This window comes from Mesorhizobium sp. B263B2A, from assembly GCF_020165775.1.
Taxonomy (GTDB): Bacteria; Pseudomonadota; Alphaproteobacteria; order Rhizobiales; family Rhizobiaceae; genus Mesorhizobium; species Mesorhizobium opportunistum.
Genome location: NZ_JAIUIU010000005.1, coordinates 252,417 through 273,528 on the forward strand (window position 1 = coordinate 252,417; position 21,112 = coordinate 273,528).

Genomic DNA, 21,112 nt, shown 5'->3' on the forward strand with positions numbered 1-21,112 from the left:
ATTTTTTATTCCGCCGGCTCCACATTGGTGTAGGCGGCTTCCTCGAGTTCGCGCTTAAGCCGTGCTTCCTCATGCGTCTTGGGCGTGACGAAGCGGCCAAGCAGGAGGTAGGCGACCGGCGTCAGGAACAGCGTCGAGACGGTGGCCAACCCCAGTCCGCCGACGATCACCCAGCCGAGCGCCACGCGCGCCTCGGCGCCGGCGCCGGCGGCCAGCACCAGCGGCACGCCGCCAAGTATGGTGCAGATCATCGTCATCATCACCGGCCGCAGGCGAATGGTCGAGGCCTGTTCGATCGCCTCGCGCACGCCAAGGCCGCGATCGCGCAACTGGTTGGCGAATTCGACGATCAGGATGCCATTCTTGGCCATGACCCCGACCAGAAGCACCAGGCCGATCTGGCTGTAGGCATTGAGGCTGGTGCCGCTCAACAGCAGTGCGATGATGGCGCAGGCAAGACCAAGCGGCACCGTCGCCATGATGATGACGGCGCTGACGAAACTCTCGAACTGCGCGGCCAGCACCAGGAGGATGATGACCAGCGCGAAGCCGAAGATGGTGATCATGGCGCTGTTGGTTTCGCCCAGCGTCGCCGCCTCGGCCAGTGGCAAGATGCGGCTGCCTGGCGGCAGCAGTGGCGTGGCGATCTCCTCGGCGCGGGTCAAGGCATCGCCAAGCGCGAAATTGCCTGAGAGGTTGGAGGTGATCGCCACCGACGGCTGCTGCTGCTCGCGCGACAGCGATGGCGGCACGGCACGCTCGGTCAATGTAGCGATGGTCGACATCGGCACGAAACGGCCGTCCGCCGTCTTCAGGAAGACGTTTTCGAGGTCGGTCGGATCGTTGATCGGATTGGTGGTGGAAACCAGCTTCACGCCATAGCTGCGGTCGGCGATGTAGACGTCGACGACATCATTGCCGTCGAGCATGGCCTGCATGGTGTTGGCGAGCCCGGTGATGTCGATGCCGAGGTCGGAGGCGCGCTCGCGGTCGATGGCGACGGCAAGCTGCGGCTGGGTCGGGTCGATCGACAGGCGCGGCGTCTGGAAGCGCGGGTCCTTCTGCATCTCGGCGATGATCTTCAGCGCCGCGTCGCCGAGCGCCTTGCGGTCGTTGCCGACCAGCGCGAATTGCAGGCCGTTGCCGGCGCCGCGGATGCCGAGGCTGTTGGGCTGCACCGGGAAGATGCGCACGCTCGGCACCTGCTTGGTGAGCTGGCTGATCTCGGCCATGATCTCCTGCTGGCTGCGGCTGCGCTCGTTCCAGGGGGCGAGCGTCATCACCATGAAGCCGGAATTGTAGGAGCCATTCTGGCCGGCATTCTCGAAGGTCGAGCGGATCTCGCCCGAATCGCGCATCGGCTGGATCAGCTTCTCGATCTTCTGCATCTGCTGCGTCGTGTAGTCGAGGCTCACGCCTTGCGGGGCGCTGATGCGCAACAAGACGGCGGCGCGGTCCTCAGTCGGCGTCAGTTCCTGGCGGATGGTGCCGAACAGCGTGAAGGCGGTACCGGCAAACAGCACCGCGACCAGAACCACGATCCAGGGCGCGTCGAGGCAAGCGTGCAGGCCGCGCCGATAGCCTGCATTCAAGGCACCGCTGATGCGGGCGCCGATGCCGTGGCCGCCTTCGTGGTGAAGCGATGCGCCGGTCAGCATGCGCGAGGCGAGCATCGGGCAGAGCGTGAGCGCCACCACGCAGGACAGAAGCGCCGACATGGCGAGCACGAAGCCGAATTCGCGAAACAGGCCGCCGGTCTGGCCGGGCAGGAACGAGATCGGCACGAAGACGGCGACCAGCGTCAACGTGGTCGCAACGACTGCGAAGAATACTTCCTGCGCGCCGAGCACGGCGGCCGCGCGCGGTCCCATGCCATCGTTGCGCCGTCGCACGATGTTTTCGAGCACCACGATGGCGTCGTCCACCACCAGTCCAGTTGCCAGAACCAAGGCGAGCAGCGTCAGGATGTTGACCGAGAAGCCGGCCAGATAGATGGCGGCGATGGTGCCGATCATGGCCACCGGCATCGACAGGCCGGGGATCAGCGTTGCGCGCCAGTCGAGCAGGAAGACATAGATGACGATCAGCACCATGGTGACCGACAGGCCGAGCGCGATCTCGACCTCGTGCACGGCGCCCTTGACGAAGACGGCGTCGTCGCTGGTGATCTTGATCGCCATGCCCTTGGGCAGGTTCTGCTGCAATTTGGCGACGGCGGCCTGGACGCCGGTCGAAATGTCCAAAGTGTTCGATTCCGCCTGGCGGATGATGCCGATGCCGATGCCGGTCTTGCCATCCGAACGCAGCGTCGTCTGGCCGATATCGGGGCCGAGCGTGACGGTGGCGACATCGCGGATGCGCGTCGTGCCGCCGATGATGATGTTTTCGAATTCCTCGGGCGTTGTCACGTCGGCGGTCGTGCGTACGATCAGGTCCTGGTTGGTCGTGGTGATCGAGCCGGCAGGAGAATCGAAGGCGACGGACGCAAGCGCCGTCCTGAGGTCGGCGACCGTGAAGCCGAGGCTGGCGAGCTTGTTCTGGTCGACGTCGATGCGGAAGATCTTGTCGCGGTCGCCATAGACCTGGACGTCGGCGACGCCGGGCACGGCCGCCAGTTCGTCTTCGATCTGGTCCTGGACCACGACCGTCATGTCCTGGATCGACATGTTGTCGGAGGTCACCGCCAGCCGCATCACCGCGTCGGAATTGGCATCGGCCTTGACGATGCGTGGCGGATCGGCGGTGTCCGGCATCTGGTTGGCGACGCGGCCGACGGCGTCGCGCACATCGGAGGCGGCCACATTCAGGTCGACGCCGTCGTTGAACTCGATGGTGACGCGGCTCGAGCCGAAGGACGACGAGGACGAGATCGATTTGACGCCGGAGACGCGGGCGACGGCACCCTCGATCGTGTCGGTCAACTCGCGGTCGACGGTTTCGGCCGCCGCCCCCTCGAAGGTGGTGGAAACGGTGACGACGGCGCGGTCGACGTCAGGCAGTTCACGGATCTCGACGCCGTAGAAGGCGGCAAGGCCGGCAACGGCAATGAGGGTGTTCAGCACGAAGGCCATCACCGGCCTGCGGATGAACAGTGCGGTGAAGCCGGTGTCGCTGGCGGCGTTGACGGGGCCGGTCATGAGCCTTCGGCGGCGTTGGGGTTGGGCTGCTCCTGGCCGGCGATGCGAACCTCGCCGCCCTCGCTGACGCTCTGCGTGCCTTCGGTGACCACCATGTCGCCGCTGTCGATCTTCGCGTCGATCAGCACGGTTTCAGTGTTGCGCTGGATGATGCGCACCGGCACCCGCTTGGCCTTGCCGTTCTCGATCTGCCAGACATAAGCGCCGTCCGATCCCCACAGGATCGCCAGCGGACTGACAGCCGGATAGGTCTCGCCGGGGAATTTCATGGTGATGCCGAACGACATGCCGGCGCGCAGCGAATCGGCCGGGTTGGCGATCTTGGCCTTGACCAGCAGCGTGCGGCTCTTTTCGTCGATGTGGTTGTCGATGGCTGAAACCGTGCCGGTATAGGCGTTGCTCGGATTGGCAATGGGCGTCGCCGTCAATTGGGCGCCGACCTTGATGGCGGCGGCGAAGCGCTCGGGCACCTGGAAATCGACCAGGATCGAGGAACGGTCGTCGAGCGTGGCAATCGCCGACTGGTTGGTCACATAGTTGCCGGCGGAGATCGGCAGGATGCCGACGGTGCCGGCGATCGGCGCCAGGATCGAGCGGCGCTGCAATGCAAGTTCGGCATCCTGAAGCGCCAGCTTCGCGCCTGCCAGAACCACTTCGGCGTCGGCAACGGCGACAGGCGTCGCCGCGTTGGAGGCGCGCAGCGACTTGACGCGGTCAAGCTTGGATTGCGCATCCTGCAAAGCGAGCTTGGCGCGGTTCTGCGCGATGATCTCGGTCTCGGAATCGAGCGTCGCGATGATCTGGCCCTTATCGACATGACTGCCCGATTCGACCAGCAGTTCGGCAAGGCGGCCGGAGCTATAGGGATTGACGGTCACCGAGGCGTTGGCGCGGCCGGTGCCGATCGCCTGCAGGCGGTCGTTGATGGTTGCGGAGGCGGCCGGCGATGCGACGATGGTGACGATCTGGGCGCCGTTGCGCCCGCCCTGCCGGGAACCGGCGGCCGAGGCCTCTTTCGCCGGAGGTGTCGCGCCGTACGCCCAATCCATCCCCCAGCGCGCCAGCACTTCGGGAGCACCGGGGTAGAAGCGCGCCCAGGCGGCCGCGGCGGCGACCAAAATCACAAGCGAAAGGACAATCTGTTTCCAGCGCGACATCGACACTCCAGCGGCAAGAATCGTCTGCCGGTTCCAGATGGAAACGAATGCAGAGACGATACGGGCTGGGGGCGAAAACCGGCCACGCCACATCCCGGTATCATCGGTTTATGGCAATTATCACGCGATCGTGCACATTAAATCTCGGTAACGTGAGATCCGGACGCTCCCTGGAGCCGTTGCGATTTGCCTTGGAAACCTACCTAGCGCAGGCCTTCCATTTCCCGAATACGCCGGGCGCCATCGGCCTCGAGTTGTCTGGTGACGGCGCCGATCAGCGTTTCGGCGACGACGAAAAGCGCGGCCGAAGAATCCCATGCGGAAGGCACGGCGGTGCGTCCGGCGATAACATGGCGGGCAAACCGGGCAATCGGCGACAGCCACTGGTCGGTGAAGAGCACGATCTGAACGCCGCGCTGATGCGCCTTTTCGGCGAAGCGGACGAGGCTGTCCTGGTAGCGCCTGATGTCGAAGATCACCAGCACGTCGCGCTTGCCCATGTCGATCAGCCGGTCGCGCCACATGCTTTCCTGGCCGGCGAGATGGAACACATCGGGCTGGATGACGGCGAGGTGGGCAGCCATGTAGCGCGCCAGCGGATCGGTGAAGCGGCCGCCGATCAGGAATGTCTTGCCGCGCCGCTCGGCAAGCCGGGTGGCAATGTCGGCAAGCTGTCTGTCCGAGAGGTGGCGGAAGGTCTCGCGCATGTTGTCGAGCGTCGCTTCCAGCATCGGCGACACCGTGCCGCCGCCGGGCGAAGGCGGGTTGAGAGTTCGCGTGGCCGGCGATTGCAGTTGCGCCGCCAACTCGTCCTGCAGGCTCGACTGGAATTCCGGATAGTTCTGGAAGCCCAGCCGGGCAACGAAGCGCAGGATCGTCGGCGAGGAGACGCCGGCCGCGGCCGAGAATTCGGCGACCGTCTTGAGGCCGATCAAGGGATAGCTCGCGATCAGCGTCTGGGCCGCGCGACGTTCGCCGGCCGGCATTGTGCCGACGCGGTCGGCGATCAGTTCGGCAATGCTGGAAATCATGTTTTCCCCACCCCTTGGCCTGGCCCACGAGATCGCATTTGACAAAGCCGGACAAACTGTATGAAATCATCCGTAGGGACGCAATGAGGCAAAATACGTAACATACGATACAGCGCTCCCCGGGGACCGCAGACTATGGAGAAAGCACGGCCCGCCAGCCCTGCATCGTCCGATACCGTGAGGGTGACGAACCCGGGCGGATCGAGCCCTTTCGTGCTGACCTGCGATCACGCTTCCAATTTCCTGCCCGCCGAATTCGGCACGCTCGGCCTTGCCACCGAGGATCTGTCCCGGCACATCGCCTGGGATCCCGGCGCGCTGCCGGTGGCAATGCGCATGGCGCAGGCACTCGATGCCACGCTGGTCGAAACCCGCATTTCGCGTCTCGTCATCGACTGCAATCGGCCGCTCGACGCGCCGGACCTTGTGCCGCCGGTCAGCGAGACAACGGCCATACCCGGCAATACGGGCCTGTCGGAAAAACAGCGCGCGGCGCGGATCGCCCTTGCCTGGCAGCCGTTTCACGACGCCATCGAGCACATTGTCGAGGACAGGCTGGCGCGCGGTCAGGAGACCCGCCTGGTCTCCGTCCATTCCTTCACGCCGGTCTACAAGAGCCGCAACCGGCCCTGGCATATCGGCATCATTCACGACGAGGACCGCCGGCTGGCATCGCCACTGATATCGGCGCTCAAGCGGCTCGCCGGCATCGCAGTCGGCGTCAACGAACCCTATTCGCCTGCCGACCGCGTCTATTTCACGCTGGAACGGCATGCGCGCTCACGCGGGCTGCCCTGCGCCATGATAGAAATCCGCAACGATGAAATCTCCGGCGACACCGGGCAGCGGAAATGGGCGGATCTGCTCACCGGCATTTTTTCGGATCTGGAACCAGAGGAGGCCACGCGGCCCAGATCGCATTCAGTCAGAAAGTCAGTCCAATCGGCCAGCTGAGAAACAAACAGGGGAATACTAATGGCAGCACCGGGTTATACAGACATTGACAAGGCGGAGGACGTAAAGGCCCTCCATAGCATGGGCTACGCCCAGGAACTGGAGCGGCGTCTCAGCCGTTTCTCGAACTTCGCGGTTTCCTTCTCCATCATCTGCATCCTGTCGGGCGGCATCAACTCGCTGGCGCAAGGCACGTCGGGCGCCGGCGGCATCGGCATCGGCATCGGCTGGCTGGTCGGCTGCTTCGTGTCGCTGACTTTCGCGGTCGCCATGTCGCAGATCAGTTCGGCCTATCCGACCGCCGGCGGCCTCTATCACTGGGGTTCGATTCTCGGCAATCGCGGTACCGGCTGGGTGACGGCCTGGCTCAACCTGCTCGGCCTGATCACCGTTCTCGGCGCCATCAATGTCGGCACCTGGACGTTCTTCATCGGCGCCTTCGGTCCGGCTCTCGGCATCGAAGGCACGTTGACCAACCAGATGATCTTCCTGGTCGTCGTCACCGGTCTTCAGGCACTGATCAACCATCTCGGCATCAAGCTGACGGCGAAACTGACCGACTTCTCCGGCTACCTGATCTTCTTCGGCGCCATCCTGATCGCGGTGGTCTGCCTGATTTCTGCCGAGCATTGGGACTTCAGCCGTCTCTTCACCTTCCATAACTATTCCGGCGATGCGGGCGGCGGCGTCTGGCCGTCGGTGTCGAATGCCTGGGTGTTCGCGCTTGGCCTGTTGCTGCCGATCTATACGATCACCGGCTACGATGCCTCGGCGCACACCTCGGAAGAAACCATCAAGGCGGCCTCTTCCGTGCCACGCGCCATGGTCATGTCGGTGATCTGGTCGGCCTTGTTCGGCTACCTGTTCCTCGCGGCTTTCGTGCTGATGATCCCGAACATGGACGACGCCGCCAAGCAGGGCTGGAACGTGTTCTTCTGGGCCTTCGACCAGCGCGTCAGCCCCGGCATCAAGGAGTTCGTCTACCTCGTCGTGTTCGTCGCGCAGCTGCTGTGCGGCCTGGCAACCGTCACCTCAGCGTCGCGCATGATCTTCGCCTTCTCGCGTGACGGCGGCCTGCCTGGCTCGGCGGCGCTCGCCAAGGTCAGCCCGACCTACCGCACGCCGGTGGCGGCGATCTGGACGGCGTCGGTCCTGTCGGTGCTGTTCGTCTGGGGCTCGACGCTGGTTTCTGTCGCCGGCACCTCGGCCTACACCATCGTGGTGTCCTGCACCGTCATCTTCCTGTTCCTGTCCTTCACCGTGCCGATCGTGCTCGGCATGCTGGCCTGGGGAACGCCGAAGTGGGACAAGATGGGACCGTGGAACATGGGGCGCGGCGTGTTCATGCTGTTCGCCTTCCTGTCGATCCTGTCGATGATCCTGATCTTCGTCATCGGCATCCAGCCGCCCAACGACTGGGCGCTCTACATCACCGTCGGCTTCTTCATTCTGACGGCGATCGTCTGGTTTGCCTTCGAGCGCAACCGCTTCCAGGGTCCGCCGCTCGGCGACATCATCGCGGCGCGTCAGGCGGCCATCAAGGCAGCGGAGCAGGCGGTCGGCGAGACCGGCCACTGAGATGACCATCACTAACCATGGCCGGCATCGCGCCGGCCATGGTTTCGTTTTCCCCTTTCAACGACCAAGCACTGGAGTGCCACAGGAATGGCCGGAAATTTCTCGTTCGATCAGTTGAAGAAAGCGGTCTCCAGCGGCGAGATCGACACGGTGCTGGCCTGCATCGTCGACCTGCAGGGCCGGTTGGCGGGAAAGCGATTCCTGGCACAGTACTTCGTCGATTCCGCGCATGATGAGACGCATGGCTGCAACTATCTGCTGGCCGCCGACATCGATATGGAGCCGGTGCCCGGTTACAAGGCGGCAAGCTGGTCGAAGGGCTATGGCGACTTCGTCATGAAGCCGGATCTCGCCACGCTTCGGCGCATTCCGTGGCTGGAAAAGACAGCATTGGTGATCTGCGACGTGCTCGACCACCACACCCATGACGACCTGCCGCATTCGCCGCGCGCCATCCTGAAGAAGCAGATCAAGCGGCTGACGGAACGCGGCTATATCGGCTATTTTGCGTCCGAGCTTGAATTCTATCTGTTCAACGAAACCTACGATTCCGCCCGCAAGAAGCACTGGCAGGGTCTCGACACCGCTTCGCCCTATATCGGCGACTACCAGATCGGCATCACCACCAAGGAAGAAGGCGTTATGCGCCGGCTTCGCAACGAGATGGAAGCGGCCGGCATCCCGATCGAGAATTCCAAGGGCGAGTGGGGTCCGGGTCAGGAAGAGATCAATGTGCGCTATGCCGAGGCGCTGGACATGGCCGACCGCCACGTCATCCTGAAGAATGGCGCCAAGGAGATTGCCGAATCCGAGGGCAAGGCGATCTCGTTCATGTCGAAATATAATTACGGGCTCGCCGGCAACTCCAGCCACATCCACAATTCGCTGTGGAGCGCCGACGGCAAGACGCCGCTGTTCTTCGACAAGAAGGCTGATTGGACGCTGTCCACGCTCGGCCAGCAATGGGCGGCGGGCCAGCTCAAATACGCCAAGGAGTTCACCTGGTTCCTGGCGCCCTACATCAACTCCTACAAGCGCTTCCAGGCCGGCACCTTCGCGCCGACCAAGATCATGTGGAGCGAGGACAACCGCACGGCCGGCTTCCGCCTGTGCGGCGAGGGCACCAAGGGCATCCGCATGGAATGCCGCATCGGTGGCGCCGATTTGAACCCCTATCTCGCCTTCGCCGCGCTGATCGCGGCCGGCCTTGCCGGCATCGACGAGAAGCTCGAATTGCAGAACCCCTTCGTCGGCGATGCCTATCAGGCCTCTCGCCTGCCGGAGATTCCGAAGACGCTGCGCGATGCCACCGAGACGCTGGCGAAGTCGAAGATGCTGAAACAGGCGCTCGGCGAGGACGTGCTCGAACACTACGTCCACACCGCCAAGTGGGAGCAGTTCGAATACGATCGCCGCATTACGGATTGGGAACTGCACAGGGGATTCGAGCGGTACTAGATTGGCTGCGAAGCGTCCGCGCTGCCCCTCACCCTCTCCCAGTGAAGAACGGGTGGAGGATGCGTCGACCTTGGAGCGTTCCCTTCTCCCCGTCACTATACGGGGAAGGTGCCGGCGGGCGGATGAGGCAGCACAAAGACCGATGATTTTCGATTTTAAAGAAGTGCGAGGACTTAAACGATGACCGAAACGGTCAAACTCATCACCCCCGTCGATGGCTCGATCTATGCCGAGCGGCCGATCGCAACGGACCAGGCGGTCAATGCGGCAGTCGAGCGCGCCAAGGCGGCGCAGGAGAAGTGGGCGCAGGTGCCGATCGTCGAGCGCGGCAAATACATGCTCGCCATGCTGGAAGCGCTGGTCGCGATGACCGACGAGATCGTGCCGGAGATCGCCTGGCAGATGGGGCGGCCGGTCCGCTATGGCGGCGAGTTCGGAGGCGTCAAGGAACGCACCAACTACATGGTCGAGATCGCCGAGGCGGCGCTCAAATCCGTGCCGGCCTCCAACCCGAAGGACGGGTTCCGCCGCTATGTGAAGAAGGATCCGCTCGGCGTGGTCATGGTTATCGCGCCCTGGAACTATCCCTATCTCACGGCCGTCAACACCATCGTGCCGGCGCTGATGGCCGGCAACAGCGTCATCCTGAAGCACGCGGCGCAGACGCTGCTCGTCGGCGAGCGTTTTCAGCAGGCCTTCGACAAGGTCGGCCTGCCCAAGGGCGTGTTCCAGAATGTCGTGCTCAACCATGCCCAGACCGAAAAGCTGCTCGGTTCGGGCAAGATCGACCATGTCAATTTCACCGGCTCGGTCGCCGGCGGCCGTGCCATCGAAAAGGCGGCGGCGGGCACCTTCATGACGCTCGGGCTCGAGCTTGGCGGCAAGGACCCGGCCTATGTGCTGCCCGACGCCAAGATGGACCATGCGGTCGCCAATCTGGTTGACGGCGCCTTCTACAATTCCGGCCAATGCTGCTGCGGCATCGAGCGTGTCTATGTGCACGAAAAGGTCTATGATGAATTCGTCGAGGGCTTCATCGCCGAGACGAAGAACTATGTCGTCGGCAATCCGCTCGATCAGGCAACGACGATGGGGCCGATGGCGCAGGCTCGTTTCGCCGATCTGATCCGCGAGCAGAAGGCCGAGGCGCTGCGCAAGGGTGCCAAGGCGCACATCAACATGAAGATGGCCGACGACAAGGCTGGCTCGCCCTATCTGGCGCCGGAGGTGCTGACCGAGGTCGATCACCAGATGAGCGTCATGCGCGAGGAGAGTTTCGGTCCGATCGTCGGCATCATGAAGGTGCGCAACGACGAGGAGGCGATCGCGCTGATGAACGACAGTCCCTATGGGCTGACGGCCTCGATCTGGACGCGCGATACCGAGCACGCGGTGGCGATCGGCAACCGCGTCGAGACCGGCACGGTGTTCATGAACCGCTGCGACTATCTCGATCCGGCCCTGGTCTGGACCGGCGTCAAGGACACCGGCAAGGGCGCGGGGCTGTCAGCCATCGGCTACGACAATCTGACCCGGCCGAAATCCTTCCACCTGCGCGAAGCCATCTGATTTTTCGAAAGACAAAAAATGTCCAAGCTGATCTCCAAATGGAACTACCCCACCACCGTTCGCTTCGGCGCCGGGCGTATCAAGGAACTGCCCGAGGTGCTTGGTGCCACCGGCATCAAGCGGCCTTTGTTCGTCACCGATCCGGGCCTGGCCAAACTGCCGGTCGTGGCCTCGACCCTGAAGATCCTCGACGACGCCAAAATCCCCTATGGCGTCTTCTCCGAGGTGAGGCCGAACCCGGTCGAGTCCAACCTGACCGCCGGCATTGCCGTGTTCAAGAAGGGCAAGCATGACGGCGTCATAGCTTTCGGCGGCGGCTCGGCGCTCGATCTGGGCAAGCTGATCGCCTTCCAGGCCGGCCAGACGCGGCCGGTGTGGGATTTCGAGGATGTCGACGATTGGTGGACGCGCGCCAATTCGGATGCGATCGCTCCGATCATCGCGGTGCCGACCACGGCCGGCACCGGGTCGGAAGTCGGCCGCGCCGGGGTCATCACCAATGAGGCGACCCACACCAAGAAGGTCATCTTCCATCCCAAGCTGCTGCCGGCGATCGTGATCGCCGACCCGGAACTGTCGGTCGGCATGCCGGGCTTCATCACAGCCGGCACCGGCATGGACGCGCTGGCCCATTGCCTCGAAGCCTATTGCGCGCCGGGCTATCATCCGATGGCCGACGGCATTGCGGTCGAAGGCGTGCGTCTGGTGTTCGAAAACCTGCCCAAGGCCTTCGCCAACGGCCGGGATCTCGTCGCCCGCGCGCACATGATGAGTGCCGCCGCGATGGGCGCCACCGCCTTCCAGAAGGGGCTCGGCGCCATCCATTCGCTGTCGCATCCGATCGGTGCGCTCTACGACACCCATCACGGCATGACCAACGCCGTGTTCATACCCTATGTGCTCGCCTTCAACCGTGACGCCATCGAGGAGCGTATCGCCAGGCTCGCCGCCTACTGTGGCATCAAGGGCGGTTTCGACGGCTTCGCCAAGGCGATCATCAAGCTGCGCAAGGAATTGAAGGTGCCGCATGCGCTGCCGGGCCTGATCAAGGGGCTCGACATGGACAAGAAGCGCAAGGCGCTGATCGCCGACATGGCGGTGGTCGATCCGACGGCCGGCGGCAATCCGGTCAAGCTGACCAAGAAGGCGGCACTGACGCTGCTGGAAAACGCGATCGCCGGCACGATCTGAGACGGCCTGCCGTTGCGGAAAGTTGATCTGAAAATAAGCGCTAACCAAGGGGGAAGGGATGGAGAACAAGGCAGAAAGTGATTAGCCGGAAAAATAAGTGACGGCTAATTGCTACAGCCCGTTAAAAAGAGTTAACTTTTCCGCTGCCGGCCAATGGTTTCACAAACCTTTCATCTGGCTGTCACACGAAAACGCTACCGCATCGCAGGCGTCCAACGGCGTCAGTTCAACGGAGAGAACACATGTTCAAATTCACGGGGAAAGTGCTTTCCCTTTCGGCCGCGACACTGATGGTGTCGTCGGTGATTTCGTCCGCGGCTTCGCTGGATGATCTCGTCAAGGCCGCCAAGGCTGAAGGCCAGCTAACCACCATCGCGCTGCCGCATGACTGGTGCGGTTACGGCGACGTCATCGCCGGCTTCAAGGCTAAGTATCCCGAAATCACCATCAATGAGCTCAACCCCGATGCCGGCTCCGGCGACGAGGTCGAGGCGATCAAGGCCAACAAGGACAACAAGGGCCCGCAGGCACCCGACGTCATCGACGTCGGCCTGTCCTTCGGTCCGACCGCCAAGGCCGACGGCCTGCTGATGCCTTACAAGGTGTCGACCTGGGACTCGATCCCTGACAGCGCCAAGGATGCCGACGGCGCCTGGTACGGCGACTACTACGGCGTTCTTTCGTTCATGGTGAACAAGGATCTGATCAAGGAAGCGCCGGCTGACTGGGCGGACCTGCTGAAGCCTGAATTCGCCAACGCGGTTGCCGTCGCCGGTGATCCGCGCGCTTCGAACCAGGCCATCCAGGCGGTTTATGCCGCCGGCCTGTCGTCGGGGGCTGCCGCTGGTGAAGCTGCCGGTACCGCTGGTCTCGACTTCTTCAAGAAGCTCAACGCCGCCGGCAATTTCGTCCCAGTCGTTGGCAAGCCCGCTACGCTCGCCCAGGGCCAGACGCCGATCCTAATCAACTGGGACTATAACGCGCTTGCTGGCCGCGACACGCTGAAGGGCAACCCGCCCGTCGATGTCGTGGTGCCGAAGACCGGCGTCGTCGCTGGTGTCTACGTGCAGGCCATCAGCGCCTTTGCGCCGCATCCGAACGCAGCGAAGCTCTGGATGGAATACCTCTATTCCGACGAAGGCCAGGTCGGCTGGCTGAAGGGCTATTGCCACCCGATCCGCTTCAACGATCTCGCCAAGAACGGCAAGATCCCGGCGGACGTGCTGGCCAAGCTGCCGCCGGCGGAATCCTACGCCTCGGCCGCATTCCCGACGCTCGACGAGCAGGGCAAGGCCAAGGAAGTCATCAGCAAGAACTGGGACGCCGTTGTCGGCGCCAACGTCAAGTAAGACTTGAAATCCACCGGGCGGTCGCGAGGCCGCCCGGCCTTCCCTCGAAGACGGTAGCCGGCGCATGACCGACCTCTCGCTTTCAAATCGAACGATTGCCACCAAGCCCGCGCCACCGAACGAGGCGACCGCTTTCCGCTTGCCGACGCAATGGATTGGTGTGGCGCCGTTCTTCATCTTCGCCCTGATGTTCCTGATCCTGCCCACGATCTATCTCGTGGTGGGAGCTTTCCAGCGAAGCGATGGCCAGTTCACGCTGGACAACATCCTGCAACTGGTCAGCGATCCCTCGATCAGCAGTTCCTATTGGGTCTCGATCAAGATCAGTTTCTGGTCGGCCATCATCGGCGCCTTTGCCGGCCTGGCAATCGCCATCGCCATCGTGCGCGGCGGGCTGCCGAGCTGGACGCGCTCCGCGACGTTGACCTTTTCCGGTGTCGCGTCGAATTTCGCGGGCTTGCCGCTCGCCTTCGCGTTCCTGGCCACGCTCGGCCGTGTCGGCATCGTCACAACGCTTCTGCGTGATGTGCTCAATATCAACATCTATGCGATGGGCTTCAATTTCCTCACCACGTCGGGCCTGATCGCGGTCTATCTGTTCTTCCAGATTCCGCTGATGGTGGTCATCATCGTGCCGGCCATTGACGGACTGAAGAAGGAATGGGGCGAGGCGGCAGCGACGCTCGGCGCCACTCAGGCGCAGTATTGGCGCATGGTGGTCATACCGGTGATATGGCCGAGCTTCCTTGGAACGGTCATCCTTCTGTTCGCCAACGCCTTCGGCGCCATCGCCACCGCTTATGCGTTTGCCGGTCCGGCGCTCAACATCGTTCCCATCAAGCTGTACTCGCAGATCAACGGCGACGTGCTGCACAATCCGCAGCTCGGCTATGCCATCGCCTTCGGCATGATCGTCATCACCGGACTCGCCAATGTCTTCTACATCTGGTTCCGGACTCGCTCGGAGAGGTGGCTGAAATGAAGTCGGGAAAATTCTGGGCCTGGGTCGTCTTCATCATCGGTGCGGCCTATTTCTTCATTCCGCTGATGGCGACGGTCGAGTTTTCGCTGCGCATGCGCCGAGGCGTCCATTCCTTCGACGCCTATCAGATCGTGCTGGGCGACGCGCGCTTCCAGTCGACCTTCCTGTATTCGGTGGTCGCTGCCATCTTCACCATCATTCTGGGTGTGCTGATCGTGGTGCCGGCGGCCTACTGGATCCGGCTGCGCCTGCCGCAGCTCAGGCCGATCGTCGAATTCATCACGCTGCTGCCGCTGGTCATTCCGGCCATCGTCATCGTCTTCGGCTATATCAGGATGTACGGCTCCAATTCGCCGCTTCCGTTCCTGGGCAGCAACATGGGCGCCAATGCCTTGCTGGTGATCGGTTATGCGACGCTGGCGCTGCCTTACATGTATCGCGCGGTCGATACCGGGCTGCGCACCATCGACGTGCGCACCTTGACGGAAGCGGCACAGATCCTGGGCGCCGGCTGGGGAACGATCATCGGCCGCGTCATCCTGCCCAATGTGCTGATCGCCGTGCTGTCGGGCGCCTTCCTGACCTTTGCCATCGTCATCGGCGAGTTCACCATGGCCAGCCTGCTCAATCGCCCGGCCTTCGGCCCGTATTTGCAGAACATCGGCGCCAACCGCGCCTATGAACCGGCGGCCCTTGCCATCATCGCCTTCGCCATTACCTGGGGCTGCATGTCGCTGATCCAGATCCTGTCCCGCTTCGCGCCGAAATCGGCGAACCGCCCGAACTGAACGAAAAGCACTGACCTGAGAGAAAAAGCCATGGCCGAGCCATTCCTGTCCATCCAGCATGTGCGAAAGTCCTACGGTTCCAACACCGTGGTCCAGGATTTCAGTCTCGACGTCGAGCCCGGTGAATTCGTTTCCTTCCTCGGGCCGTCCGGTTGCGGCAAGACCACCGTGCTGCGCATGGTCGCCGGCTTCGAGGAGCCGTCGGCCGGCAAGATCGTCGTCGCAGGCAGGGACATTACGAGGCTGAAGCCCAACCAGCGCAATGTCGGCATGGTGTTCCAGGCCTACGCGCTGTTTCCCAACCTGACCGTGGCACAGAACATCGCTTTCGGGCTGAAGGTCGCCGGCATGTCGAAGGCCGATGCCGACAGGCGTGTCGCCGAGATGCTCGACATGATCAAACTGCCGCAGATGGCCGATCGTTATCCCTACCAGCTCTCCGGTGGCCAACAGCAGCGCATCGCGCTGGCGCGCGCCATCGCGCCGAAGCCGAAGCTTCTGCTGCTCGACGAGCCGCTCTCGGCGCTCGACGCCAAGGTGCGCGTGTCGCTGCGCGAGGAGATCCGCTCGATCCAGAAGAAGCTCGGCATCACCACCATTTTCGTCACCCATGACCAGGAAGAGGCGCTGTCGATCTCCGACCGCATCGCGGTCATGTATGGCGGCAAGGCCGAGCAGGTCGGCACGCCGTTCGAGATCTACAACCGGCCGGCGACCAAGTTCGTTGCCAATTTCGTCGGCACGCTCAACGTGCTCGAAGGCAAGGTCACCGATGCCGCGGCCGGCAAGGTGCAGGTCAACACCCAGGAAGTCTCGCTCAAGGGCAAGCTCAATGGTTCGAAGTCCGGCGACACGCTGTCGCTGGCGCTGCGGCCGGAAGCGATCTCGCTCGGCCGTCAGCCTGGCCGCGATTCCAGCCTGTCCGGCGAGATTTCCGAAGTCCACTTCCTCGGCTCGGTGATCCGGGTTCGCGTCGGCATCGGCGGCAACACGGTGTCGCTCGACACGTTCAACAGCCCGGCGACGCCGCCGCCCGCCGTCGGCGAGAAGGCCGAGATTTCGTTCTCGTCGGGCGACATGCTGGTGCTGCACTAACCGCCGCGCCACCACACGGCACGTAACTGCCTACTGTAATGACTTTGGCACTGCCAATCGGCTTGTTCCGTCGCTACGATGAGCCATGGCTCTCTTCGAACTGACGCTTGTCCTGCTTTTGACCGCCGTTGCGCTGACGGCGCTGTCGCGACGGCTGGAGATTCCCTATCCGTCGCTGCTGGCGCTGGCCGGGGTTGCGATCGCTTTCGTACCCGGTGCGCCAACGATCGAGATCGATCCGGAACTGGCGCTTGCCCTGTTCATCGCGCCGGTGCTTCTCGATGCCGCCTATGACACGTCGCTGCGCGACCTCAAGCGCTACCGGCTGTCGCTGGCGCTGCTGGCGCTGGGCGCCGTTGTCTTCACCACTGCCGTCGTGGCCTTCGTCGGCTGGAAGATGGCCGGCCTGCCGATCGCGGCGGCCATCGCGCTCGGCGCCATCGTGGCGCCACCGGATGCGGTGGCGGCAAGCGCTGTGCTCAGCCAGTTCAAGGTACCGCATCGCATCACCGCCATCCTGCAAGGCGAGAGCCTGCTCAACGACGCCACCGCGCTGCTGATCTACCGGTTGGCGGTTTCGGCCGCGCTCGGCTCGATCATGCTGAGCAACGCCGTTCCGACGATCCTGCTGGGGACGATCGGCAGCCTGATCGCGGGTTACCTGTTTGGCCGCATCTCACTCTTGACGCTCACCCGTATCGAGGACGCGGCAAGCAGCACGGTGGTGCAATTCGCCGGGACTTTCGGGGTCTGGATACTGGCTGACAGGCTGGGCCTGTCCGCCATCATCACCATCGTCGTCTATGCCATGACGATTGCGCGCACAGCGCCGCGCCGCATGTCGGCGAGACGCCGCGTCAGCACCTATTCGGTATGGGAATCGGCAGTGTTCGTGCTCAACGTGCTGGCCTTCGTGCTGATGGGCCTGCAGGCGCGTTCGATCGTCGGCCGGCTGGCCGGAGACGGGCAAGGCGAAGCCTTCCTTTTCGCCGCAACGGTGCTGGTCGTCGTTATCGTCGCACGTCTTGTCTGGGTGGCGAGTTACGTCGCGATCATCCGATGGATTGCCCGCTTCGGTGGCAAAGAGGCAAGGCGGGAGTTGCCGACGTTCGGCGGCGCCATTCTCGTCGGCTGGTGCGGCATGCGAGGGTTGGTGACGCTGGTGGTGGCCATTGCACTGCCAGCCAATTTTCCCGGTCGTGATCCGATCGTGCTTGCGGCCTTCGCGGTGGTTCTGGGCACGCTCGTGCTGCAAGGCATGACGCTGAAGCCCCTGCTGCGGATACTCGACTTCGAACGGGATACGACAATAGATCGCGAAGTGGCTCAGGCACGCGTCGCCGTCATGCAGGCCGCGCTCGACGTGTTGAGCCGCAAGACGTCGGCGGCGGCCGCCGTCGTGCGCGAGCAGTATGAGGCTCAGCGTGTGATCGCTGAAAACCCGGACGACGCGCAAGCCGCAACCGAATATGACCGGTTGCGCCTCTATGCCATCAACCGCCAGCGCGACACGCTCGAGGAATTGCGCAGCAACGGCACGATCGGCGATGAAGCCTATCACCGGCTGGAGGAAGAGATCGACTGGTCGGAACTGGCGGCGTCGCCGGCTGGCCGGTTCCAACCCCTGACGACCGACTAGGCCGACTAGGCAGCCGGGCCGGCAGGGAGGCTTCTGGCCCAAGCCGATGCCATTTCGCTGCACATTGCAACCAATTCGCCGAACCGCTACTGCCAACGTCGAAATTGAGCCGGATAAGCAATGAAGCTGGTCAGCTACAACATCCAGTACGGGTTCGGCAGCGACGGCCGCTACGATCTTTCGCGCGCGGCGCGGATCGTTGCCGGCGCCGACATCATTGCGCTGCAAGAGGTGGAGCGGCACTGGCAGCGCAGCAATTTCGACGACCAGCCCGAACTGCTTTCACGCCTGCTGCCGGATTATCATTGGGTCTATGGACCGGCCTTGGACATGGACGCCAGCGAGCGGCGCGACGGCCGCCTGGTCAATCGGCGCCGGCAGTTCGGCACTATGGTGCTGTCGAAGCTGCCGATCGCCTGGTCGCGGCTTCACGCGCTGCCGATGCGGCGTACGCTGCGGCCGCTCAACACCCGCAACGCCGCACTCGAATGCATGATCCGCACACCGGCCGGGCCGCTGCGGGTGCTGTCGCTGCACCTCGCCCACATCGCGGCGGAGGAGCGGCTGGAGCAGATCGACTATCTGCTCGCCCAACACCGCCGGGCGCCTTCCGAGGGTGGCCCGTGGAGCGGCGCCGACGACGAGCCGTCGCGCAACTGGACCAGCGGCGAGGCCGAGCCGGAAAATCCGCTGGCGGCGATCTGGATGGGCGATTTCAACATGGAGCCGGGCAGCGCGGAATACCGCCGCATCGTCGGCAGCACGCCCTATCATCGCGGTGCCGCCTATCTGGACGGCTTCGTTGACGCAGCCGCTGTCGCCAGCGAGCCGGTCCTGGATTTCCACACCCGGGATTTCCACACTCATGTGAAGACCATCGACGGCAAACTGACGAACCGCCGGCTCGACCATTGCTTTGTCGGCGGCATGTTCGCGGGCCGCGTGCGCTCGGTTGGCGCCGACATCGGCGAGATTGCGTCGGACCATTTTCCGCTGCGGATCGACATCGATCTGGAGACGCCGGGCATCGCCACATGAGCTGTGCATGACCCTGTTCGTCTTCTTCGTGGTGCTTGCCGCCGCCGCCATGCACGCGATCTGGAACGCGCTGGTCAAGGTCCATCTCGACCGTTTCCTGTCGATCACGCTGATGACGCTGGGCATGGGTGTCGCGGGCCTGGTGGTATTGCCCTTCGTCGAGGTGCCGAAGGCGCAGGTGTGGCCCTACATCATCGCCTCGGTCCTCTTCCACATGGGCTACCGCACCTTCCTGATCGGCGCCTACCAGGCCGGCGATTTCGCCCAGACCTATCCGCTGGCGCGCGGCACGGCACCTTTGCTGGCAGCCCTCGGCGGCATGTTCGTCGTTGCCGAAGTGCCGGCGCCGCTTGCCATTCTGGGCATCTTCCTGTTGTCGGCCGGCACGCTGGTGATGTCGTTTCGCGGCGGCGCGCATCTGGAGAAGCTGAACCTGCGCGCGGTCGGTTTTGCGCTCGGCACATCGATCTTCATCGCCAGCTACACGCTGTCGGACGGCAGCGGCGCGCGGCTGGCGGCCACCGCGCAGAGCTATGCCGCCTGGCTGTTCATTTGCGATGCTTTTGGCGCCCTGGTGCTGTGCCTGATCTTCCGGGGTCCCAAGGCGCTTCCTGTTCTGGCGCGCGACTGGAAGACCGGACTGTTCACAGGCGTGCTCAGCGGCGCTGCCTACTGGATCGTGATGTGGGCGATGACCAAGGCGCCGATCGCCTCGGTGGCCTCGCTGCGCGAGACCTCGATCCTGTTTGCCATGATGATCTCGGTCTTCGCGCTCGGCGAGAAGATGACGGGCTGGCGCGGCGCGGCCGCGCTCAGCATTGTCGCCGGTGTGGTGGCGCTCAGACTCGGCTGACCTCGTGGTCCAGCACCGTCATGACCTGGCCGCGCCGTTCGGGACTGAAGCGGATGACGACGATGATGCAGATGGCGACCACGCCGGCAAACAGCGCCAGTGCGTAGCCATAGCTGCCTCCAGGCGCTTCGGCGATGCCGGCCTGATACGGGCCGCCATAGGACGCCGCCAGATTGCCGGCCTGGTAGATGAAACCGGGCAAGGTCGCGCGCACAGCGCCGGGCGACAGCTCGTTCAAATGCACCGGGATGACGCCCCATGCGCCCTGGACGGCGACCTGCATGACGAAGGCGCCGACGGCGAGCATGAACGGTGTCGAGCTGTAGGCCCATAGCGGAATCGACGGCAGCGCTATCAGGCAGGCGAGCGTGATGGCGTTGACGCGGCCGATCTTCTCGGACAGCGCGCCGAACGCCAGGCCGCCGACGATGGCGCCGATGTTGGCGACGATGGTGATCCAACTCACCGTATGCGGATCGAAGCCATGCTGCTTCTTCAGGAAGGTCGGATAGAGATCCTGCGTGCCATGACTGAAGAAATTGAAGAACATCATCAGCACGACGGCATAGAGCGCAATACCCCAGTGCTTGCGCACCGTTTCCAGCATGCCGGGCCTGGCGGTCTTCTGCGCCTCGACGAAGGCCGGCGATTCCGGCACATGCGAGCGGATGAAGAGCACGATCAGCGCCGGGATGAAGGAGAGCAGGAACATGGCACGCCAGCCGATCGTGTAACCGGCGATCGTCTGCTGATAGAGCAGACCATAGACCACGGCCGCCAGCAGGTAGCCGGCTGGATAGCCGCATTGCAGGATGCCCGAGACGAAGCCGCGTGCACTCGGCGGGACGGATTCCATGGCGAGCGAACTGCCGAGCCCCCATTCGCCGCCCATGGCGATGCCGAACAGCGCACGCAGCGCCAGGAAGATGCCGAGACTGGGCGAGAAGGCGGCGAGCGCGCCGATCACCGAGTAACTGACGATGTTGAGCATGAGGATGGGCTTGCGCCCGTATTTGTCGGCGAGCATGCCAAAGAAGAACGCGCCGATGAAGCGCATCGCCAAGGTCAGGAACAGTGCCTTTGAGACCGCCGGGACGTCTGTCTGGAATTCACTCGCAATATCGGTGAGCAGGAATGTCAGCAGGAAGAAATCAAAAGCATCCAGCGTCCACCCCAGGAACGAGGCCAGGACGGTTTTCTTCTGCTCGGCAGTGAGGTTCAAGGCGTCCTCCTTTGTATCCCCCAAAGGAACGATATGTCGCCCGATTGGCAAAAGAGAACAGCATTCAGCCG

At 63.5% G+C, this 21,112-nt stretch carries 16 protein-coding genes; 12 read left to right on the forward strand and 4 right to left on the reverse strand.

Annotated elements, in window-relative coordinates; all coding sequences use genetic code 11:
- Positions 1 to 5 precede the first annotated feature (5 nt).
- The 3 genes from LB568_RS12145 to LB568_RS12155 form a co-directional block, all read right to left on the reverse strand.
- Positions 6 to 3,137: an efflux RND transporter permease subunit gene (locus tag LB568_RS12145; RefSeq protein WP_224730236.1), complete on the reverse strand. Its 3,132-nt coding sequence runs from the start codon at positions 3,135 to 3,137 to the stop codon at positions 6 to 8.
- On the reverse strand, positions 3,134 to 4,294 hold the full coding sequence (locus tag LB568_RS12150) for an efflux RND transporter periplasmic adaptor subunit (RefSeq protein WP_224730237.1): 1,161 nt from the start codon (positions 4,292 to 4,294) through the stop codon (positions 3,134 to 3,136). Before LB568_RS12150 ends, LB568_RS12145 begins: the two co-directional genes overlap by 4 nt.
- A 203-nt stretch (positions 4,295 to 4,497) precedes the next feature.
- Positions 4,498 to 5,325: a MurR/RpiR family transcriptional regulator gene (locus tag LB568_RS12155; protein ID WP_013893085.1), complete on the reverse strand. Its 828-nt coding sequence runs from the start codon at positions 5,323 to 5,325 to the stop codon at positions 4,498 to 4,500.
- 135 nt (positions 5,326 to 5,460) lie between these two features.
- Between LB568_RS12155 and LB568_RS12160 the strand changes: the two genes are divergently transcribed.
- From LB568_RS12160 to LB568_RS12215, 12 genes are all read left to right on the forward strand, one after another.
- Complete coding sequence (locus LB568_RS12160; RefSeq protein ID WP_224730238.1) at positions 5,461 to 6,279, forward strand: N-formylglutamate amidohydrolase; 819 nt, start codon at positions 5,461 to 5,463, stop codon at positions 6,277 to 6,279.
- A gap of 21 nt (positions 6,280 to 6,300) precedes the next feature.
- Entirely contained in the window at positions 6,301 to 7,857 is a 1,557-nt protein-coding gene (locus LB568_RS12165) for an amino acid permease (protein ID WP_224730239.1), read from the forward strand.
- Positions 7,858 to 7,944: 87 nt separating this feature from the next.
- Positions 7,945 to 9,315 carry a glutamine synthetase family protein gene (locus tag LB568_RS12170; protein ID WP_224730240.1) on the forward strand — a complete coding sequence of 457 codons (1,371 nt, stop codon included), beginning with the start codon at positions 7,945 to 7,947 and terminating at the stop codon, positions 9,313 to 9,315.
- Positions 9,316 to 9,495: 180 nt separating this feature from the next.
- Entirely contained in the window at positions 9,496 to 10,884 is a 1,389-nt protein-coding gene (locus LB568_RS12175; protein ID WP_224730241.1) for an aldehyde dehydrogenase family protein, read from the forward strand.
- Between the two features lie 18 nt (positions 10,885 to 10,902).
- Complete coding sequence (locus tag LB568_RS12180; protein WP_224730242.1) at positions 10,903 to 12,075, forward strand: iron-containing alcohol dehydrogenase; 1,173 nt, start codon at positions 10,903 to 10,905, stop codon at positions 12,073 to 12,075.
- A 242-nt stretch (positions 12,076 to 12,317) separates the two neighbouring features.
- Positions 12,318 to 13,424 carry an ABC transporter substrate-binding protein gene (locus LB568_RS12185; RefSeq protein WP_013893091.1) on the forward strand — a complete coding sequence of 369 codons (1,107 nt, stop codon included), beginning with the start codon at positions 12,318 to 12,320 and terminating at the stop codon, positions 13,422 to 13,424.
- A 64-nt stretch (positions 13,425 to 13,488) separates the two neighbouring features.
- Positions 13,489 to 14,406, forward strand: a complete 918-nt coding sequence (locus tag LB568_RS12190) for an ABC transporter permease (protein ID WP_013893092.1) — start codon at positions 13,489 to 13,491, stop codon at positions 14,404 to 14,406.
- Positions 14,403 to 15,194, forward strand: a complete 792-nt coding sequence (locus LB568_RS12195) for an ABC transporter permease (RefSeq protein ID WP_013893093.1) — start codon at positions 14,403 to 14,405, stop codon at positions 15,192 to 15,194. The genes LB568_RS12190 and LB568_RS12195 overlap by 4 nt, the downstream gene beginning before the upstream one ends.
- Positions 15,195 to 15,224: 30 nt before the next feature.
- A complete protein-coding gene (locus LB568_RS12200; RefSeq protein ID WP_224730243.1) occupies positions 15,225 to 16,289 on the forward strand; it encodes an ABC transporter ATP-binding protein in 1,065 nt (354 codons plus the stop codon).
- 85 nt (positions 16,290 to 16,374) lie between these two features.
- Positions 16,375 to 17,928 carry a cation:proton antiporter gene (locus LB568_RS12205; protein WP_224730244.1) on the forward strand — a complete coding sequence of 518 codons (1,554 nt, stop codon included), beginning with the start codon at positions 16,375 to 16,377 and terminating at the stop codon, positions 17,926 to 17,928.
- 120 nt (positions 17,929 to 18,048) lie between these two features.
- A complete protein-coding gene (locus tag LB568_RS12210) occupies positions 18,049 to 18,966 on the forward strand; it encodes an endonuclease/exonuclease/phosphatase family protein (RefSeq protein WP_224730245.1) in 918 nt (305 codons plus the stop codon).
- Between the two features lie 7 nt (positions 18,967 to 18,973).
- The gene (locus tag LB568_RS12215) at positions 18,974 to 19,819 is read left to right on the forward strand and encodes an EamA family transporter (RefSeq protein WP_224730246.1); all 846 of its coding nucleotides are present in this window, start codon (positions 18,974 to 18,976) and stop codon (positions 19,817 to 19,819) included.
- Here the strand turns inward: LB568_RS12215 and LB568_RS12220 are convergent.
- A complete protein-coding gene (locus tag LB568_RS12220; protein ID WP_224730247.1) occupies positions 19,806 to 21,041 on the reverse strand; it encodes an MFS transporter in 1,236 nt (411 codons plus the stop codon). The two genes, LB568_RS12215 and LB568_RS12220, sit on opposite strands and share 14 nt — an antisense overlap.
- Between the last annotated feature and the right edge of the window lie 71 nt (positions 21,042 to 21,112).

What these genes read in the sequence shown, in the direction of transcription:
- LB568_RS12160 (WP_224730238.1), top strand. Translation starts at nt 5,461, where the DNA reads ATGGAGAAAGCACGGCCCGCCAGCCCTGCATCGTCCGATACCGTGAGG.
- LB568_RS12210 (WP_224730245.1), top strand. Translation starts at nt 18,049, where the DNA reads ATGAAGCTGGTCAGCTACAACATCCAGTACGGGTTCGGCAGCGACGGC.
- LB568_RS12150 (WP_224730237.1), bottom strand. Translation starts at nt 4,294, where the DNA reads ATGTCGCGCTGGAAACAGATTGTCCTTTCGCTTGTGATTTTGGTCGCC.
- LB568_RS12170 (WP_224730240.1), top strand. Translation starts at nt 7,945, where the DNA reads ATGGCCGGAAATTTCTCGTTCGATCAGTTGAAGAAAGCGGTCTCCAGC.
- LB568_RS12205 (WP_224730244.1), top strand. Translation starts at nt 16,375, where the DNA reads ATGGCTCTCTTCGAACTGACGCTTGTCCTGCTTTTGACCGCCGTTGCG.
- LB568_RS12190 (WP_013893092.1), top strand. Translation starts at nt 13,489, where the DNA reads ATGACCGACCTCTCGCTTTCAAATCGAACGATTGCCACCAAGCCCGCG.
- LB568_RS12180 (WP_224730242.1), top strand. Translation starts at nt 10,903, where the DNA reads ATGTCCAAGCTGATCTCCAAATGGAACTACCCCACCACCGTTCGCTTC.
- LB568_RS12195 (WP_013893093.1), top strand. Translation starts at nt 14,403, where the DNA reads ATGAAGTCGGGAAAATTCTGGGCCTGGGTCGTCTTCATCATCGGTGCG.
- LB568_RS12185 (WP_013893091.1), top strand. Translation starts at nt 12,318, where the DNA reads ATGTTCAAATTCACGGGGAAAGTGCTTTCCCTTTCGGCCGCGACACTG.
- LB568_RS12200 (WP_224730243.1), top strand. Translation starts at nt 15,225, where the DNA reads ATGGCCGAGCCATTCCTGTCCATCCAGCATGTGCGAAAGTCCTACGGT.
- LB568_RS12175 (WP_224730241.1), top strand. Translation starts at nt 9,496, where the DNA reads ATGACCGAAACGGTCAAACTCATCACCCCCGTCGATGGCTCGATCTAT.
- LB568_RS12215 (WP_224730246.1), top strand. Translation starts at nt 18,974, where the DNA reads ATGACCCTGTTCGTCTTCTTCGTGGTGCTTGCCGCCGCCGCCATGCAC.
- LB568_RS12145 (WP_224730236.1), bottom strand. Translation starts at nt 3,137, where the DNA reads ATGACCGGCCCCGTCAACGCCGCCAGCGACACCGGCTTCACCGCACTG.
- LB568_RS12155 (WP_013893085.1), bottom strand. Translation starts at nt 5,325, where the DNA reads ATGATTTCCAGCATTGCCGAACTGATCGCCGACCGCGTCGGCACAATG.
- LB568_RS12165 (WP_224730239.1), top strand. Translation starts at nt 6,301, where the DNA reads ATGGCAGCACCGGGTTATACAGACATTGACAAGGCGGAGGACGTAAAG.